Raw genomic sequence first — 16,597 nt, forward strand, 5'->3', positions numbered from 1 at the left:
CGCGGGGGTGGCTGGAATCAGGATCCTGGATCTTTGGCAACCAGGGCGAGTGCGCCGCGTTCCTCCTCCGGTTCGGCCGCGGTTTTTGGCGGCGGTATGGGGTGAGGTGCCGTACCGGGATGACCCGCTGATTCGTATTCCCCGGCGGAACAGTCAAGCGCTGCGCTTTCAGGCCTGAAAGGTTTGGTTTTGATTCTACGGTATAAAATCTGGACCAGTCTGGAGGGGGTAGAGCAATATGACCGCCGACAAGGGGACATCAAGGTACGACCCCACCTTTGCGAGAGAGCTTTCCAAGATGGAAAACGGGGAGTACGTCAGCCAGTGCATGCAGTGCGGTTTGTGCGTGGTGACCTGCCCGGCCCGGCACTTGATGGATCTGCAGCCGCGGAAGTACTTCAAGGCGATCCAGGCCGGCGACAAGGACAAAGTCCTGAAGGCGAACACGCCGTGGCTGTGTACTTCATGCAACCTGTGCACGGTAAGGTGTCCGCGCGGCATTCCGATCATCGACTTCATGCACGGGATGAAGAAGTACCTGGCCGACACCAAGGGCGCCAAGGTTACGCCGGGAGCGCTGTTTTCCAAGACCTTCTTCGACAACATGATTAGCCGCGGCCGCCTGTGGGAGGCCTTCCTGACCGGGATGTTCTACCTGAAGGCCGGGCCCAAGGCCATGCGCGACGCGATGAAGATGACCGACGTGGCCATACCGATGGTGATGAAAAGGCGCCTGCCTCCCTTGCCCGGCAAGGCCGTCAAGGGCAAAAAGGATTTGAAGAAGATCTACAAGAAGGCCTCCGCACTGGCGAAGGAGGGACACTAGATGGCGTACATTTACTATCCGGGCTGCGCGTCGGAGGCGACCGGTAAATCCAACCACATTTCGTTCGAGGCGGTGGCGCACGCCCTGGGCCTGGAACTGGCGGGCGAGATTCCGGACTGGAACTGCTGTGGCGCGACCCTGGTGGCCAACGCCATCGGCGACTTCGCCCAGATGGCGCTGGCGTGCCGCAACCTGGCCCTGGCCGAGAAGAAGGGGCACGACATCATCGTCGCCTGCAGTTCCTGCTACCTGAACCTGGCGTGGCCGAACGAGTTGATGCGGATCAATCCGGAATTCGGCAAAAAGCTCAACGAGGCTTTGGGGGCCGCGAACCTTTCCTACAGCGGCAAGCTGAAGATCAAGCACGTGGTGGACGTGTTGGCCAACGAGATCGGCGTGGAGAGAATCAAAGAGCGGACCATCAAGCCGTTGAACGGCTTGAAGGTGGCCTGCTACTCCGGCTGTCAGACGGTGCGCGCTCTCCGGCGCCCGGACTTCGACGACGTGGAGTACCCGCAGGTGATGGGCCGGATCGTGGAGGCCGTGGGCGCGGAGGCGGTGGACTTCCCGCTGGCCGCCCGGTGCTGCGGCGGTTCGCAGCAGTTCGCCAACCCGGAGCTGATCTACGACCTGACCGGCAAGGTGCTGGATTCGGCGGCGGCCGCCGGGGCGGACGTCATCGTCACCACCTGCCCCATGTGCGCCATGAACACTGACGTGTTCCAGGAGAAGATCGGCAAGCTCAACAAAAAGAAATACAAAATGCCGGTCCTGTTCCTGACCCAGCTGATGGGCGTGGCCTTCGACCTGAAACCGAAAGACCTGGCCTTTGGCTACAACATCGTCTCGCCGTACGGCAAGCTGAAAAAGTACGGGGTCAAAAAGTAACCCAAACAGGGGGACAAACCAAAAAAGGGGACAGTCCCCAACCAAAAAAGGGGGACAGTCCCCCTTTTTTTCTTCTCTCCGGTTCATAAGCCGCGCGGTATAGTGAACCCGGCAGGGAACAACAAAACAGGTGACCGTGGCGCTGTGATTCCTGAAAGCCGGCTGACTCGCCGGCTCTTAGAACCGCGTGTGCTGCGGGGGTGACGGGGTGTGGGCGGATATTCGTTCAAACTGTCGGCACGGGTGCTTCTATTGCTGCTCGGTGTTTTGACGCCCGAGCTTTCCTGTCGTCCGGCCCTGAAGACCCCGCCGTACCCGCCGCCCGGCACGTCGGCGGCGTTGACCTGGAACGCTCAAATGAGGATAATAAGAGCAAGAACATTTTGTCCGGGGGGGTTAAGCACGTGAGTTGGAGAAGGAAGCTGGCGTTCACGGCCCTTGTGGCTCTGGTAGCCGGGATAATGTTTGCCGCCGGCAATATGGCGGTCAGGGATTTCCGGCCGCAGGAGCCGCTCACCAACGTCAACAATCGTACGGCGGTGGCTGCTCCCGAGTTACCCGGTGTAGATTCCGGCACGATCGTCAAGATCGTGGAGCGTGCCGGGCCGGCGGTAGCCAAGATCGACACGGTGGTGCCGGCCTCCGGCAGGGAATGGAGTCCGTTCTTTGACGATCCTTTCTTCCGTGACTTTTTCAGCCGTCCCGACATCTCACCCCCGCAGTCCGGCCCCAGCCGCCGGGGCATGGGGTCCGGTTTTCTGTTCTCTAAGGACGGCTACATCCTGACTAATGAACATGTGATCCGCGGTGCCGAGGAAATCTGGGTAACCCTGACCGGATTTGAAACACCGCTCGCCGCGAAGGTGGTGGGCTCGGATTACGACCTCGACCTGGCGGTCATCAAGGTGGAAGCCCCGCGCAAGCTGCCCCACCTGAAACTGGGTGATTCGGACAACGTACGGGTCGGTGAGTGGGTGATCGCCATCGGCAACCCCTACGGTCTGGACCATACGGTCACCGTCGGGGTGATCAGCGCCAAGGGCCGGCCGGTGACCATCGAGGACCGGTATTACGACAATCTTCTGCAGACCGACGCCTCCATCAATCCCGGGAACAGCGGCGGCCCGCTGTTGAACCTCCGGGGCGAGGTGGTGGCGATCAACACGGCCGTCAACGCCCAGGCCCAGGGGATCGGCTTCGCCATCCCGACCAGCACCATCCGCCCCGTACTCGACGAGTTGATCGAGACCGGCGGTATCAGCCACGCCTGGCTGGGGGTGCAGTTGGACACCGTTTCCCCGGAACTGGCTCGCTACCTGGAGCTGCGAGCGACCACCGGGGCGCTGGTGATCGGAATTGTGGCCGACAGCCCGGCGGCCAGAGCCGGCTTCCGGCCGGGGGACGTGATTCTGGAGTTGAACGGGGCCCAAGTGAGTAACCCGGAAAAAGTGATCCGGGCGATCCGGACCCATAAGGCGGGCGAAACCTTGAAGGTGAAAGTGTTCCGGGACGGCGGCGCACACGAGCTGGAAGTGAAACTGGGCGAGAAACCAGCCCGCCGCTAACCCCGCCCCGAAAAGCGCCGCACGCCGTAAAAGGCGTCTGACATCTTTTATACCTTTGGCGAAAAAGGGGCCAGGCCCCTTTTTCGTGGCGACCCTTTTTCATGGTGCGCCAATAGGGCCGGGACCAACCAACCCCGGATGCTATGTCTGTTCCGGACCCCCAAAAAGGGGCCTGACCTTTTTAGACTTTCTTGCGTTGAAGGTCAGGGAAAGCAAAACAGGAAAATAGGGAAAAAGGGGCCTGTGCAGGGAAAAAGGGGCCTGGCCCCTTTTTAGAGGGGGGCGGGCTTGAACCGGCGCAGGCGCAGGGAGTTCAACACAACGGAGAGCGAACTGAAGGCCATCGCCGCGGCCGCGAGCATGGGGTTTAAGAGGATGCCGTAAAAAGGATACAGCACCCCCGCCGCCACGGGGATGAGCACGATGTTGTAGGCGAAGGCCCAGAAGAGGTTTTGCTTGATCATCCCGATGGTGGCCTTCGATAGCCCAATAGCCTTGACCACGCCGCGCAAATCCCCGGTGATCAACGTCACGTCGGATGCTTCCATGGCCACGTCGGTGCCGGTCCCGATGGCGATGCCCACGTTGGCCTGGGCCAGGGCCGGAGCATCGTTTAAACCGTCGCCGACCATAGCCACGACCTTGCCTTCTTCCTGAAGCCGCTTGACCTCCCGCGCCTTGTGTTCCGGCAGCACCTCCGCCAGCACCCGCTGGATGCCCGCCTTCCCGGCGACGGCCTCCGCCGTCCGGCGGTTGTCCCCCGTCATCATGATCACTTCGAGGCCGAGCCTTCTCAACTCCCGGACCGCTGCGGCCGAGTGCTCCTTCAAAGTGTCGGCCACCGCCAGGACCCCGGCCGCCCGGCCGTCCACGGCCACGAACACGCACGTCTTCCCCTCGTCCGACAGGCGCCGGGCGTCTTCTTCCAGGTCCCCGACGGCGACCCCCCGCTCGTTCATCAGCAGCCGGTTTCCGACCAGCAGCGCGCGGCCGTCCACCCGGGCCTGCACGCCGTGGCCCGGCACGGCCTCGAACGCCTCCGGTTCGGCCAAAGCCAGTCCCCTTTCCTTCGCGCCTGCCACGACCGCCTCTCCCAGCGGGTGCTCCGATCGTGACTCGACCGAGGCCACCCACCGCAAGAGTTCCTCTTCCGCTTCCCCGAAGCCCTTCCCCAGAATTACGTCGGTCAGCGCGGGCCAGCCCTCGGTCAGGGTGCCCGTCTTGTCAAACACCACCGCCTGCACGCGGTGGGCGGTCTCCAGGCTTTCGGTGTCCTTGAACAAAATCCCGTTCTCCGCGCCCACCCCGGTGCCGACCTGGATGGCGGTCGGAGTGGCCAGACCCAGGGCGCACGGGCAGGCGATGATCAACACGGCGATGGAAGTGGTCAGCGCGAAAATGAAGGCCGGCGGGGGGCCGAACAGATACCAGAGCGCGAAACTCAAAACGGCCGTCCCCACCACCGCCGGGACGAAATAGGCGGCGACCACGTCCACCAGGCGCTGGATGGGCGCCTTCGACCCCTGGGCTTCCTCCACCAGCCGGATGATTTGGGCCAACACCGTGTCGCGGCCCACCCGGATCGCTTCAAAAGTGAAGGAGCCGGTCTTGTTGATGGTCGCCCCGACCACCTCGTCTCCGGCGCCCTTTTCAACGGGAAGGCTTTCCCCGGTCAGCATCGATTCGTCCAGGGCGGACCGCCCGGACACCACCACGCCGTCCACCGGCACCCGCTCACCGGGGCGCACCAAGATCAGGTCGCCCACCTCCACCTCGGCGATGGCGATGTCCACCTCCCGCCCGTCCGGCCGGATCACCCGGGCCGTCTTGGCTTGCAGGCCCATCAGCTTCCGGATCGCCTCCGAGGTTTTGCCCCGGGCCCGTGCCTCCAGCAGGCGGCCGAGCACGATCAGGGTGGTGATCACGGCGGCGACGTCGTAGTAGAGCTGGTACGGAAAGCCCAGCCCGGTCAGGAAATCCGGGAAAAGGGTCATGGCCGCGCTGTACGTCCAAGCCGTGGTCGTGCCCAGGGCCACCAGCACGTTCATGTCCGCCGCGCCGCGGCGCAGCGCCGCGTAGGCGCCGGCGTAGAAGCGCCGGCCGGAACCGAACTGCACGGGCGCCGTCAGGAAGAGCAGCACCAGCGGCGCGGTGAGGAAGTGCGGCGCAAACCCCGCCCAGGGAGGGTACATGTGCGGCAGGCTGCCCAACAACACCACGGTGGAGAAAAACGCCCCCACGGCAAAGTCCCAAGTCAGCCGGCGCATGTGCCGTTCCCGGGCGGCACGCTCCCGGTCCTCGCCGGCCTGCGCCTCGAGGGCCTCCACCTGGTAGCCGGCGTCGCGAACGGCCTGCTCCAGCGCACGTACCGAAACGACTCCGGGATCGTAGTCCACCGTCGCTCTCTCCGCGGCCAGGTTGACGGCGGCGTGGTGTACGCCGCCGGTGCGGGCCAGCGCTTCCTCCAGCCGCCGGACGCACGAGGCGCAAGTCAAGCCCCGGACGGGCAGGGTCACCCGCACGCCTCCGGCGGGCGCGGCCTGGTACCCGGCGGCGGACAGGGCCGCCAACAGCTCGGGGACCTTGACCCGGGCGGGCTCGTAGGTGACGGCCGCCTTCCCCGTGGCGAGGTTGACGGTGGCCTCCAGGACTCCCGTGACTCCGGCCAGCGCCTGTTCCACCCGCCTTACGCAAGCGGCGCAGGAGACACCCTCCACCTGGAGGTCAAGCCTCCGGGTGTCGGCCGCCCCATTCCCCCACCCCCCAGGCCCGGCAAAGCGGCGCGGTTTCTCGTTCAACCCTTACACCTCCTGTCAATCCAGAAGCCAGAAGCCAGAATTCAGAATCCAGAATCCAGAACGGGAAGTCCGCCGGGAGTTGGTGTTAGGGTTTCCCCGGCCGGCGGCGCGCACTCATCCGGGATCCGTGAGTGGTTCACAAGGCGGGACAACTCCATTATAATGAAAAAAACAAACTACCTGGGAGAAGAATGAGCAAGTTCTTTCGTCTCTTATTTCTGGTTTTACTGTTTTTCCTGCTGCCGACCGGCGGCGCGCAGGCCGGGGAACCCCAAATCGTGGGCGAAGCGGCGGTACTGATGGACCTGGACACCGGCCGTTTCCTGTATGAAAAGAACGCGGACCGGGCGATGTCCCCGGCGAGCACCGCCAAAATCCTGACCGCCCTCGTCGCGGTGCAAAACGGTCGTGACCGGCTGGACGAGCGGGTTGTGATGAGTGAGGCCGCGATCCACGTCGGCGGCTCGGCGATTTGGCCCACCCCGGATGAGGAGTTCAGCCTGCGGGAGTTGCTCTGGTCCGTCATTCTGGTCTCGGCCAACGACGCGGCCACGGCGGTGGCCGAACACGTGCACGGGTCGGTCGAGGAGTTCGTAGCGGCCATGAATGCCCAAGCCTGGCGGTTGGGGGCGCACAACAGCCATTTTGTGAATCCGCACGGTCTGCACGACGAGCGGCAATACACGACCGCCCGGGACCTGGCCCTGATCGCCCGTGCCGCTCTCGCCCAACCCCTGATCCGGGAGATGACCGCTACAAAGACGTACCGGCTCACCCGGGCCGACCCGGACGCCTTGAGCCTTTTGGTGAACCACAATAAGCTCCTTTGGCGTTACGAAGGGGCGATCGGGCTCAAAACCGGGTACACCGTCCCGGCCGGGCAATGTCTGGTTTCGGCCGCCGAGCGCAATGGGCGGACGGTGCTCGCCGTGGTGCTGAAAAGCGAAGGCACCAACATTTGGACCGATTCGGCCGCCCTTTTGGACTACGGGCATAACCGCTTCCGCTCTCTGGTCCCCGTGCGCGAGGGGGACGAAATCGGCTCGGTGCCGGTGGTGTTCGGGAACGGCAAGGCTGTCCTGCGTGCCGGTTCCGGCGTGACCCACGTGGTGCCGGTGGACGATCCCGCACCGGTGCGGTGGCAACTCCGCCTGGAACGGGAGTTGATCGCGCCGCTTGGCGCCGGCGAACAGGTGGGCACCCTGATCGTGCACTGCGGGGATGAAGAAATCGGACAGGCGCCGGTCCTGGTCGCCGCCGCCGTCCCCCGCCTGCCGAGTACGACCTGGTGGTACCGCGCGGGGCTGGTGCTCGGAGGCCTCTTTTTGCTGATTTTGGGCCTGCGGTTCAGCATTCGGCGCAGCCGCGCCCGCTACTACCGTCGTCGCCGCCGCCGCTAGCCGCCTTAAACCCTTTGAGCCGGCCCGGTCATACTTGCCCGACTGCACCGGATGTGCAGGAGAAGGGCCTTAGAGGGGATGATGAACTGTGTCGGAGGAGTTGTTGCGGTTTATCCGCAACTATAGTCATGATTTTCTAAATCACCTGCAGGTCATTTCCGCGCTGGCGCAACTGAATAGAACCGAGCGCATCCGGGAATACATCGGACAGGTGTCGGACCAGCTCCGGGAAATCACCAAAATCGCGGTTATTCACCCCCCGGAACTGGCGACCGCCCTGCTGGCCTTCCAGCAACAGGTGACCAGGTACGGGGTTCCCGTGCTGGTGGAAGTTCAGGCCCGAGCGTCCGGACAATGGCCGGCGGCGCCCGGAGGCGAGGCGCTCTTGCGGCAGGCTTTCAGGGAACTCGGGGCTTTGATGGGTTTCCTGGAAGGTTCCGCCGAACCGGTGGCCCTGACCCTGTCAAAACCGGCGGACGGCTTTGACGGTTTTGTCTGCGAGGTCGACCTGCCCCCGACCGGAAACATATCCGCCGCGGAACTGGAAGAAAACCTGGCACCGACCAACGGATTGCTCGCACCGCTGGGAGCGCGGGCCGACGTCATCGAGACCCCGGCCGGCCCCCGGATCAGGATTCAATTCCCCCGGCGGGAGGTATAGGCCGGTTGTTCAAAGACTACGCCAAAATAAACGTTAAGGCCGGGGACGGCGGTAACGGCTGCGTCGCTTTCCGGCGTGAAAAGTACGTTCCCTACGGCGGCCCTTCGGGAGGAGACGGCGGCCGGGGCGGCCACATCGTTCTGCGGGCCGACGGGGGCCTGCGTACGCTGGTCGATTTCCGGTACCGCACCCACTACAAGGCCGACCGGGGAGTCCACGGTCAGGGTAAGAACATGCACGGGCGCAAGGGCGAGGACTTGGTCCTGCGGGTGCCGGTGGGCACGGAGGTCCGCCGGGCCGGGGATAAAACCCTGCTGGCCGACCTCACGGCCGACGGGCAGGAGTACCGGGTGGCGCGCGGCGGCCGGGGCGGCCGGGGAAACACCCGCTTTGCCACCGCCAACCGCAAGGCGCCGAGTTTTGCCGAGAAGGGCGAGCCCGGCGAGGAGTTCTGGCTGGAACTGGAACTGAAACTCCTGGCTGACGTCGGGCTGGTCGGATTCCCGAACGCCGGCAAGTCGACCCTTATCTCCAAGGTGTCCGCGGCGCGGCCCAAAATTGCGGACTACCCCTTCACCACCCTCGAACCCCATCTGGGCGTGGTGCGCGTGGGCGAGGGCGAGAGCTTTGTGCTGGCCGACATCCCCGGGCTGATCGAGGGCGCCCACCAGGGTGCCGGGCTGGGTCACCGGTTTTTGCGGCACGTGGAACGCACCCGGGTCCTGATCCACGTGGTCGACGTTTCCGGCCGCGAGGGCCGGGACCCGGTGGCCGACTTCGAGACCATCAACCGGGAACTGGCCGCCTACGATCCCCGCCTGGCCGCCCGCCCCCAACTGGTGGCGGCCAACAAAATCGACCTGCCGGAGGCGCGTGAGAACGTCCGGCGCCTGGTGGAAGCCGCCGGCGGGCGGCACGAGGTGTTCGGGATCTCGGCGCTCACCGGTGAGGGTTTAGAGCGGCTGGTCTACCGGGCATACCACCTGCTGGACACCATCCCGGTGGAGACAGCGCCCGCCTTTGTCGTCCCGGAAGAGCGGGAGGCGGACGTGAATCTCTTTCTGGTGGCCAGGGACGGGGACACCTACGTGGTGGAAGGGGAAGGGATTGAGCGCCGGGTGGCGATGACTGACCTGGACAACCCCGAGGCCGTACATCACCTTCAGCAATTGCTCGTCCGGATCGGAGTGGAGGACGCCCTCCGGGCGGAAGGAATCAGAACGGGCGACAATGTCCGCATCGGCCGCTTCGAATTCGAGTATAGCGAGAACCCTACCGGTTGAAGTCGGGATATGTTATTCTTTTAGAATCCAGAATCCAGAATTCAGAATCCAGAATAAAAGACAAGAAGACAAGAGAATTCGGAATTTCGGGGATTGGAATTCGGACGGAATTCGGGGGATGGAATTCGGGGGACACAATACTTAATTCCAACCGGAATTCCGTTGGAATTCGGGGGACACAATACTTAATTCCAACGGAATTCCGGGGACTCCGGAATCTACAAAAAGAGAAGTGAGCGTGCGCGTGGAGAGGGCGGAATTCAAAGGATTCAAGCGGCTGGTGGTCAAGGTCGGCACCAGTTCGCTGACGCACGAGACCGGCAAGCTGAACCTCGCCGCCATTGAGCTGCTGGTGCGGCAACTGGCCGACCAGCACAACCAAGGCCGGGAACTGATCCTGGTCACCTCGGGCGCCATTGGGGCCGGGGCCGGCAAACTCGGGCTCCGGCGGGGACCCCGCACTATTCCCGAAAAACAGGCCTGCGCCGCAGTGGGACAGGGAGTATTGCTGCACATGTACGAGAAGTTCCTGGCCGAGTATGGCATCACCGCCGGCCAAGTTCTGCTCACCAGGGAGGACTTTTCGATCCGCCGGCGCTTTCTGAACGCCCGGAACACCCTCGCCAGCCTGCTGCAATTCGGGGTGGTGCCGATCATCAATGAAAACGACACGGTGGCCGTGGACGAGATCAAGCTCGGCGACAACGACCAACTGGCCGCCTTGGTGGCCGGGCTGATGGACGCCGACCTTTTGCTGCTGCTCACCGACACCGACGGCCTGTACACCGCCGACCCGAGGGCCGATGCCCAAGCCCGCCTGATTCACTGGGTGGACGAGGTCACCCCGGACATCGAGAAGCTGGCGGGAACCGCCGGCAGCCGGCACGGCACCGGCGGGATGATCACCAAACTGCAGGCGGCCCGGATTGCCACCCACTCGGGAGTGGTCACGGCCATCGCCCGGTGTTCGATGGAGAACGTGATTCGCCGCGTCCTGGAAGGGGAGGAAATCGGCACCGTCTTCCAGGCGGTGCCGCGCCGCATGGAGATGCGCAAACAGTGGATCGCCTATGGCGCTTCGGTGGCCGGGAAGATCACGGTGGACGCCGGCGCGGCGCAGGCTCTGCGTGAAAAAGGCAAAAGTCTCTTGCCCTCGGGGGTGGTGGCGGTGGAAGGCCGGTTTGGAATGGGCCAGATGGTCAGCATTGTCGATCCGGCCGGGACGGAGATCGCCCGGGGCTTGGCCAACTACTCGGCCGCGGAGATCGAGCGCATCAAGGGCTGCAAGACCGCCGCCGTGCCCGAGATTCTCGGCTACCGGCACTTTGACGAGGTTGTGCACCGGAACAACATGGTTCTCGAACTCTAAGAGGAGGTGTCGACTTATTGGATAAACTGTGGGCGCCGTGGCGGAGCCGGTACGTGACCGGGGCGGCGAAAGACCCCAACCCGGAGTGTATCTTCTGCCAGAAACTGCACGACGATCCGGAGCGGGACGCTTCGAACTACCTTCTCACCCGGACCGGGAACTGCTTTGTCATCCTGAACCTCTTCCCCTACAACAACGGCCATTTGCTCGTCGCTCCCAAGCGGCACGCGCCCGACATCGAGGAACTGGCCGCCCAGGAGATGCTGGAACTGTTCGAAGTGACGCGGTGGATGGTGGAGATTTTGCGCCGGGCCTTCCAACCGGACGGGTTCAACATCGGGATCAACGTGGGCCGCGTGGCCGGCGCCGGCATCCCGGGGCACTTCCATATACACATTGTGCCGCGGTGGAACGGGGATACGAACTTTATGCCGGTGCTCGGGGACGTCAAGGTGATCTCCGAGGCGCTCGACGACTCCTACCGGAAACTGCGCGCCGCCCTGGAGGAAACAGAAGCGAGGGAGGGGGGCCAATAAGCGAGGTTGATCGGTTGCGGAGTGCGCTGAGGCAGATCCGCGACAGCCCCTAGAGGTGCTATAATAACCTCGGACGCCCCAAACATCGAAAACGCTTGCATTTTCCGGGATCAACCATTATAATTGTCCCAACCCAATCCGGTTCGAGGTATCGAGTATGAAGTTGGGAGTGATGGGCGGGACCTTCGATCCCGTTCATTACGGTCACCTGGTGGTGGCCGAGGGTGTCCGTTACGAATACCGGTTGGACAAAGTGATCTTTGTTCCTGCCGGGCGGCCCCCGCATAAAAGGGACCGCCCGATCTCCGGTTCCGAACACCGCCTGGCCGTTACGGCCCTGGCCATCGCTTCAAACCCCTTTTTCGAAGTATCGGATCTGGAAATAAAACGGCCGGGTCTTTCGTATACGTACGACACGATCCGGGAATTGCAGGACGTGTACCACCCGGACGCCACCTACTTTATCACCGGCGCCGACGCGGTACTGGAACTTCTGTCCTGGCACCGGTTTCCGGAATTGCTGGCGAGATGCCGTTTCATCGCCGCCACGCGGCCGGGGCACAACCTGGAAAACCTTGCGGCAAGGCTCAGGCTGTTGCCGGCCTCCTTGGCGGAGCGGATCACGGCGTTTGAGGTGCCGGCCCTGGCGATTTCATCCTCCGACATCCGGCGCCGGGTGAGCGAGGGGAGACCGATCAAGTACCTGCTGCCGGAAAGCGTCGAAGAGTACGTTTTGAACAACGGTCTTTATCGATAAGGATTGCATCAGGAGACATCCTTTTGCAAATAATATGGAGCAAAGTGAGGTGAGAATATTGGTGCGTACCCTGTACGTAGGTAATCTGCCCTGGGGCACGAAGGCCGAAGACCTGGATGAGGCTTTCGGAGCTTACGGCGAAGTGGTTTCCAGTCGCATCATCACCGACCGGCAGACGGGCCGCTCCCGTGGCTTCGGCTTTGTGGAGGTCAAGGACGAGGATGTCGAGACGATGATCAACGCCATGAACGGAACCGAGTTCGGCGGCCGGATCATCACGGTGAACGAAGCCCGTGCCAGAGATGATAACAATGAAAGACGCTTCTAGGGCCTAGAACCCGCTGCGGCCTTGCAAGACCACCTGCCGAGGAGGAATGGCATGTCGTTGAGTCCCCGGACCTTGGTTGAAACGGCGGTGCGGGCGGCGGGGGAAAAAAGAGGCGACGACATACTGGTTCTTGATATCAGTGGTCTCACGATATTGAGCGACTACTTCGTGCTGGTCAGCGGCCGTTCCACCACCCATGTCAAGGCCATCGCCGATCACATCCGGGAGAAGCTTGGCGAACTGGGCGCAAAGGCACCCCGGTCGGAAGGATACCGGGAAGGTCTCTGGGTCCTGCTGGACTATGGGGACGTTGTGGTACATGTCTTCACGCAGAGCGAGCGGGACTTTTACAACTTGGAACGCCTCTGGGGGGACGCACCGGTCGTCCATTTGCCGGCTGGGCTCTAACACGGATGACCTTCGTATTGTTTGTTTTATACATCTGAATGGTCCGGGTTGAGGCGTTCCGAAAAATCCAACGCGGTTGACTTTTGTACTGCTTTGTCTTATACTGGTGTCTGTGATGGGGCTGTGGCGCAGTGGGAGCGCGCTACCTTGGCATGGTAGAGGCCGCGGGTTCAATCCCCGCCAGCTCCACCATTACGAAAAAGACTTGAAGCCTCTCATCCTGGCCGGGATGGGGGCTTTTTCATTTGAAGGCGCGTCCATACGGGAACGCCTTTTTGATATATGGAGACCGAGATACAGGAGTCGGAATACGAAAGGTAGAATACAGGGAGAATATTCTATCCCAACGGAGGTTCGTTCCAGGTGGAAGAGAAGTACATTTTCGCCGACATTGAAGAGAAACTGCGCCGCAGGTGGGAAACCGAGGGCATACATCACGTGCCGGACTTCTCCGGCCGTCCCAAGTATTACTGCCTGGAGATGTTCCCCTACCCCTCGGGCAACCTGCACATGGGGCACGTGCGCAACTACGCCATCGGCGACGTGGTGGCGCGGTTCAAGACCATGCGCGGCTACGACGTTTTGCACCCCATGGGCTGGGACGCCTTCGGGCTGCCGGCGGAGAACGCGGCCATTCAACACGGCGTGCCCCCGGCCAGGTGGACCCGGGACAACATCAACGCGATGCGCACACAGCTTAAGCTGCTGGGTGTGAGTTACGATTGGCGCCGGGAGTTTGCCACTTGCCACCCGGGGTACTACCGGTGGACGCAGTGGCTTTTCCTGCAGTTCTACCGCTCACGCCTGGCTTACAAGGCCAAGGCGCCGGTCAACTGGTGCCCCTCGTGCGTCACGGTGCTGGCCAACGAGCAAGTGGTGGCCGGGGATTGCGAGCGGTGCAAGACCACCGTCGAGCGGCGCGAATTGGAGCAGTGGTTCTTCCGGATCACCGCCTACGCCGACCGCCTCCTGAAAGACCTGGCGAAACTCCCGGGCTGGCCCGAGAAGGTGAAGGTCATGCAGGAGAACTGGATCGGCCGCAGCACCGGCGCCGAAATTGCCTTCCCGCTGGCCGGAACGGACGATGCGATCCGGGTCTTCACCACCCGCCCGGACACGCTGGGCGGGGTGACCTACATGACCATCGCCCCCGAGCACCCGCTGGCGCTGCGGGTGACCACGCCCGAGTACCGGGCGGCGGTGCAAGCCTTCACCGAGCGGGCGCGGAGTTTAAGCGAACTGGACCGCACGGCCGGCGAACACGAAAAAGAGGGCCTTTTCACCGGCGCTTACTGCACAAACCCCCTCACCGGGGAGCAGGTGCCGGTGTTCGTGGCCAACTACGTGCTCATGGAATACGGGACCGGCTGCGTGATGGGCGTGCCGGCGCACGACCAGCGGGATTTTGAATTCGCCCGCAAATACGGCCTCCCGGTCCGGGTGGTCATCCAGCCGGAGGGAGATGTTTTGGACGGGGACACTATGACCGAAGCCTACACCGGTCCGGGGCGCCTGGTGAACACCCCGGGTTTTGACCGCATGGCGAACGCGGAGGCGATCCCGGCCATCACCCGGCACCTGGAGTCGCGGGGTGCGGCCCGGTTCCAGGTGCAGTACCGCCTGCGCGACTGGCTGATCTCCCGCCAGCGGTACTGGGGAGCGCCGATTCCGATCGTGTACTGCGAGGGGTGCGGGGCGGTGCCGGTGCCCGAGGAATCGCTCCCGGTGCTGTTGCCCGAGGACGTGGCAAAAAAGCTGACCGGCGGTGCCGGCGGTGCCGGCGGTGCCGGTACCCGGCGCTCGCCCCTGACCGAGTCGCCGGAATTCGTAAACACCGGCTGCCCCGCGTGCGGCGGTCCGGCCCGGCGGGAGACCGACACCATGGACACCTTCATGTGTTCATCCTGGTACTACTTCCGTTTCACCAGCCCCCGGGAGGAAAACGGACCGTGGGGGCTCGAGCGGGTTGACCGCTGGCTGCCGGTGGACCAGTACATCGGCGGGGTGGAGCACGCCATCCTGCACTTGATGTATTCGCGTTTTTTCACCAAGGTGCTGTACGACCTGGGCCTGGTCAAGGTCCAGGAACCGTTCACCAACCTGCTGACCCAGGGCATGGTCTTAAAGGACGGGGCCAAGATGTCCAAGTCCAAGGGGAACGTGGTCAGCCCGGAAGATATCCTGAACCGCTACGGAGCAGACACCACCAGGCTGTTCGTGCTGTTCGCCGCCCCGCCCGAGCGGGACCTGGAGTGGTCCGACCAGGGCGTGGAGGGCTGCTACCGCTTCCTGCAGCGGGTCTGGCGGCTGGTGAATTCGGTGGCCGGCGAGATCCGGGGGGCTCGGCCCGAGCCGCCGGCCAACCTGGTCGGGGTGAACCGGAGCATGCGCCGGCTGACCCACCAGACCATCAAGAAAGTCACCGAGGACATCGAAACCCGTTTCAACTTCAACACGGCCATCAGCGCGGCGATGGAATTAGTGAACGGCATGCACCACTTCCGCGACCGGGTGGCGCCGGTAAACCGGGATCCGGCCGTCATGCGGGAGGCGGTGGAGCGGTTGCTCCTCCTGCTGGCGCCGTTCGCCCCGTTCCTGGCCGACGAGCTGTGGGCGCGCACCGGACACCCGGAGAGCATCCACCGGGAGCCCTGGCCGGAGTACGACCCGGAGCTTCTGGTCGAGGACCAGGTGGAGATCGTGGTTCAGGTCAACGGGAAGGTGCGCGACCGGTTGATGGTCGCGGCGGACATCACGCCGGAAGCGATGCGGGACACCGTACTGGAACAGTCCCGGGTGCGGGCGCTGGTGGCGGGCAAGGAGATCGTCAAGGTTATTCCCGTGCCCGGCAAGCTCGTCAACATCGTCCTCCGTTAACGTGGAGCGTGCGTACGCTCACGCCCGCCAAATCGGGGCGAAAAGGCAGGTGTCTGACAGCTTTTTCACCTTTTTCACTGAGAGCCGGCGGGAGGTCGTTGTAACAATGGATGAAGACAACGCATGGCGCGAGGACACTCAAACTCCGGGCGATGCGAAGTCGGCAGACCACCTTGAGCCGCCGCCATCCAAAGACTGCGTCCCGGACCCCGAAGCCGAGTCTTCCGGCGCCCTGACGCCCCGGCAGCTCGATATCCTGGTGTTCCTAACCCTCGTCGGCGAAGCGGACGAGGGCGACATCGCCTATGGTCTCCGGCTGGCACCTGAAGAATTGGCCCGCGTACCGGCCGGGTTTCTGGACAGTCCCGGTGAGTTCGTAGCCCGCCGGGAACTGGAAGCTCTGTCCCGCCTGGGGCTGGCCGCCACTGACGGAATCACATGGGAATTGACCAACCGGGGAAGAGAAGTGCTCGCAACCCTGGAACACAAGCAGCCCGCAGCGGAATAACCCCCAAAACCGCCCGGCGGCAATGTACCGCCGGGCCAAGCAACCGGGCCATCTTGACAATTACGCGATTCTTGCTAAAATAAGAGTCGTTGCCTCTTGAAGACTTCCGGGCTGGTGTAGCTCAGCGGCAGAGCAGCTGATTCGTAATCAGCAGGCCGTCGGTTCAAATCCGACCACCAGCTCCAGAAAAAGAAGCCAAGCCTCCGGACTGCTTGTTTCCGGAGGTTTTTGCGTGGAAGACGTGCCTGAGAAGCGGCCCTTGTGGTTAGTCGCCTAACGGCATCCAAAAGACCTCTGGTGGTTAGCCCAACGCAGGTAATATCAGCGGAGGTGTGTCAACCAACCAGACAACCAGGCAAACGGCAGATAAGCCGGGCCCGAGCGGGCCGGGCC

At 63.3% G+C, this 16,597-nt stretch carries 14 protein-coding genes and 2 tRNA genes; 15 read left to right on the top strand and 1 reads right to left on the bottom strand.

The features are described 5' to 3' along the window. The first annotated feature begins 238 nt into the window (after positions 1–238). The 3 genes from AB1402_03460 (at position 239) to AB1402_03470 (ending at position 3,279) form a co-directional block, all read left to right on the top strand. A complete protein-coding gene (locus AB1402_03460) occupies positions 239–826 on the top strand; it encodes a 4Fe-4S dicluster domain-containing protein (protein MEW6540662.1) in 588 nt (195 codons plus the stop codon). Further along, positions 827–1,714, top strand: coding sequence for a CoB--CoM heterodisulfide reductase iron-sulfur subunit B family protein (locus tag AB1402_03465; GenBank protein ID MEW6540663.1), 888 nt, complete (start codon positions 827–829; stop codon positions 1,712–1,714). Positions 1,715–2,118: 404 nt separating this feature from the next. Then, complete coding sequence (locus AB1402_03470; protein ID MEW6540664.1) at positions 2,119–3,279, top strand: trypsin-like peptidase domain-containing protein; 1,161 nt, start codon at positions 2,119–2,121, stop codon at positions 3,277–3,279. Between the two features lie 272 nt (positions 3,280–3,551). On the opposite strand, the gene AB1402_03475 is transcribed toward AB1402_03470, so the two are convergent. Continuing rightward, entirely contained in the window at positions 3,552–6,077 is a 2,526-nt protein-coding gene (locus tag AB1402_03475; GenBank protein ID MEW6540665.1) for a heavy metal translocating P-type ATPase, read from the bottom strand. A gap of 191 nt (positions 6,078–6,268) precedes the next feature. On the opposite strand from AB1402_03475, the gene AB1402_03480 reads away from it, so the two are divergent. The 12 genes from AB1402_03480 (at position 6,269) to AB1402_03535 (ending at position 16,389) form a co-directional block, all read left to right on the top strand. After that, the gene (locus tag AB1402_03480; GenBank protein MEW6540666.1) at positions 6,269–7,477 is read left to right on the top strand and encodes a D-alanyl-D-alanine carboxypeptidase family protein; all 1,209 of its coding nucleotides are present in this window, start codon (positions 6,269–6,271) and stop codon (positions 7,475–7,477) included. Positions 7,478–7,565: 88 nt separating this feature from the next. Then, entirely contained in the window at positions 7,566–8,138 is a 573-nt protein-coding gene (locus AB1402_03485; GenBank protein ID MEW6540667.1) for a Spo0B domain-containing protein, read from the top strand. 5 nt (positions 8,139–8,143) lie between these two features. Next, entirely contained in the window at positions 8,144–9,421 is a 1,278-nt protein-coding gene (gene obgE, locus AB1402_03490) for a GTPase ObgE (protein ID MEW6540668.1), read from the top strand. 244 nt (positions 9,422–9,665) lie between these two features. Continuing rightward, positions 9,666–10,790: a glutamate 5-kinase gene (proB, locus tag AB1402_03495; GenBank protein ID MEW6540669.1), complete on the top strand. Its 1,125-nt coding sequence runs from the start codon at positions 9,666–9,668 to the stop codon at positions 10,788–10,790. A gap of 17 nt (positions 10,791–10,807) precedes the next feature. Then, positions 10,808–11,326, top strand: coding sequence for an HIT domain-containing protein (locus AB1402_03500; GenBank protein ID MEW6540670.1), 519 nt, complete (start codon positions 10,808–10,810; stop codon positions 11,324–11,326). A 157-nt stretch (positions 11,327–11,483) separates the two neighbouring features. Continuing rightward, positions 11,484–12,083 (top strand): nicotinate-nucleotide adenylyltransferase, encoded by a 600-nt coding sequence (gene nadD, locus AB1402_03505; GenBank protein ID MEW6540671.1) that lies wholly within the window; start codon positions 11,484–11,486, stop codon positions 12,081–12,083. Between the two features lie 58 nt (positions 12,084–12,141). Further along, the gene (locus AB1402_03510; protein ID MEW6540672.1) at positions 12,142–12,411 is read left to right on the top strand and encodes an RNA-binding protein; all 270 of its coding nucleotides are present in this window, start codon (positions 12,142–12,144) and stop codon (positions 12,409–12,411) included. 51 nt (positions 12,412–12,462) lie between these two features. Next, positions 12,463–12,819, top strand: coding sequence for a ribosome silencing factor (rsfS, locus tag AB1402_03515; protein ID MEW6540673.1), 357 nt, complete (start codon positions 12,463–12,465; stop codon positions 12,817–12,819). Positions 12,820–12,936: 117 nt separating this feature from the next. Then, positions 12,937–13,011: transfer RNA gene (locus AB1402_03520), tRNA-Ala, on the top strand. Positions 13,012–13,182: 171 nt separating this feature from the next. Further along, entirely contained in the window at positions 13,183–15,696 is a 2,514-nt protein-coding gene (gene leuS / locus AB1402_03525; protein ID MEW6540674.1) for a leucine--tRNA ligase, read from the top strand. A 106-nt stretch (positions 15,697–15,802) separates the two neighbouring features. Then, complete coding sequence (locus AB1402_03530; GenBank protein ID MEW6540675.1) at positions 15,803–16,204, top strand: hypothetical protein; 402 nt, start codon at positions 15,803–15,805, stop codon at positions 16,202–16,204. A 110-nt stretch (positions 16,205–16,314) separates the two neighbouring features. Then, a tRNA-Thr gene (locus AB1402_03535) sits at positions 16,315–16,389 on the top strand. Positions 16,390–16,597: the final 208 nt, after the last annotated feature.

This window comes from Bacillota bacterium (assembly GCA_040757205.1).
GTDB lineage: Bacteria > Bacillota > Desulfotomaculia > Desulfotomaculales > Desulforudaceae > Desulforudis.

Coding starts and splice junctions, on each gene's coding strand:
- AB1402_03460 (MEW6540662.1), top strand. CDS start 239: ATGACCGCCGACAAGGGGACATCAAGGTACGACCCCACCTTTGCGAGA.
- AB1402_03465 (MEW6540663.1), top strand. CDS start 827: ATGGCGTACATTTACTATCCGGGCTGCGCGTCGGAGGCGACCGGTAAA.
- AB1402_03480 (MEW6540666.1), top strand. CDS start 6,269: ATGAGCAAGTTCTTTCGTCTCTTATTTCTGGTTTTACTGTTTTTCCTG.
- nadD (MEW6540671.1), top strand. CDS start 11,484: ATGAAGTTGGGAGTGATGGGCGGGACCTTCGATCCCGTTCATTACGGT.
- rsfS (MEW6540673.1), top strand. CDS start 12,463: ATGTCGTTGAGTCCCCGGACCTTGGTTGAAACGGCGGTGCGGGCGGCG.
- AB1402_03530 (MEW6540675.1), top strand. CDS start 15,803: ATGGATGAAGACAACGCATGGCGCGAGGACACTCAAACTCCGGGCGAT.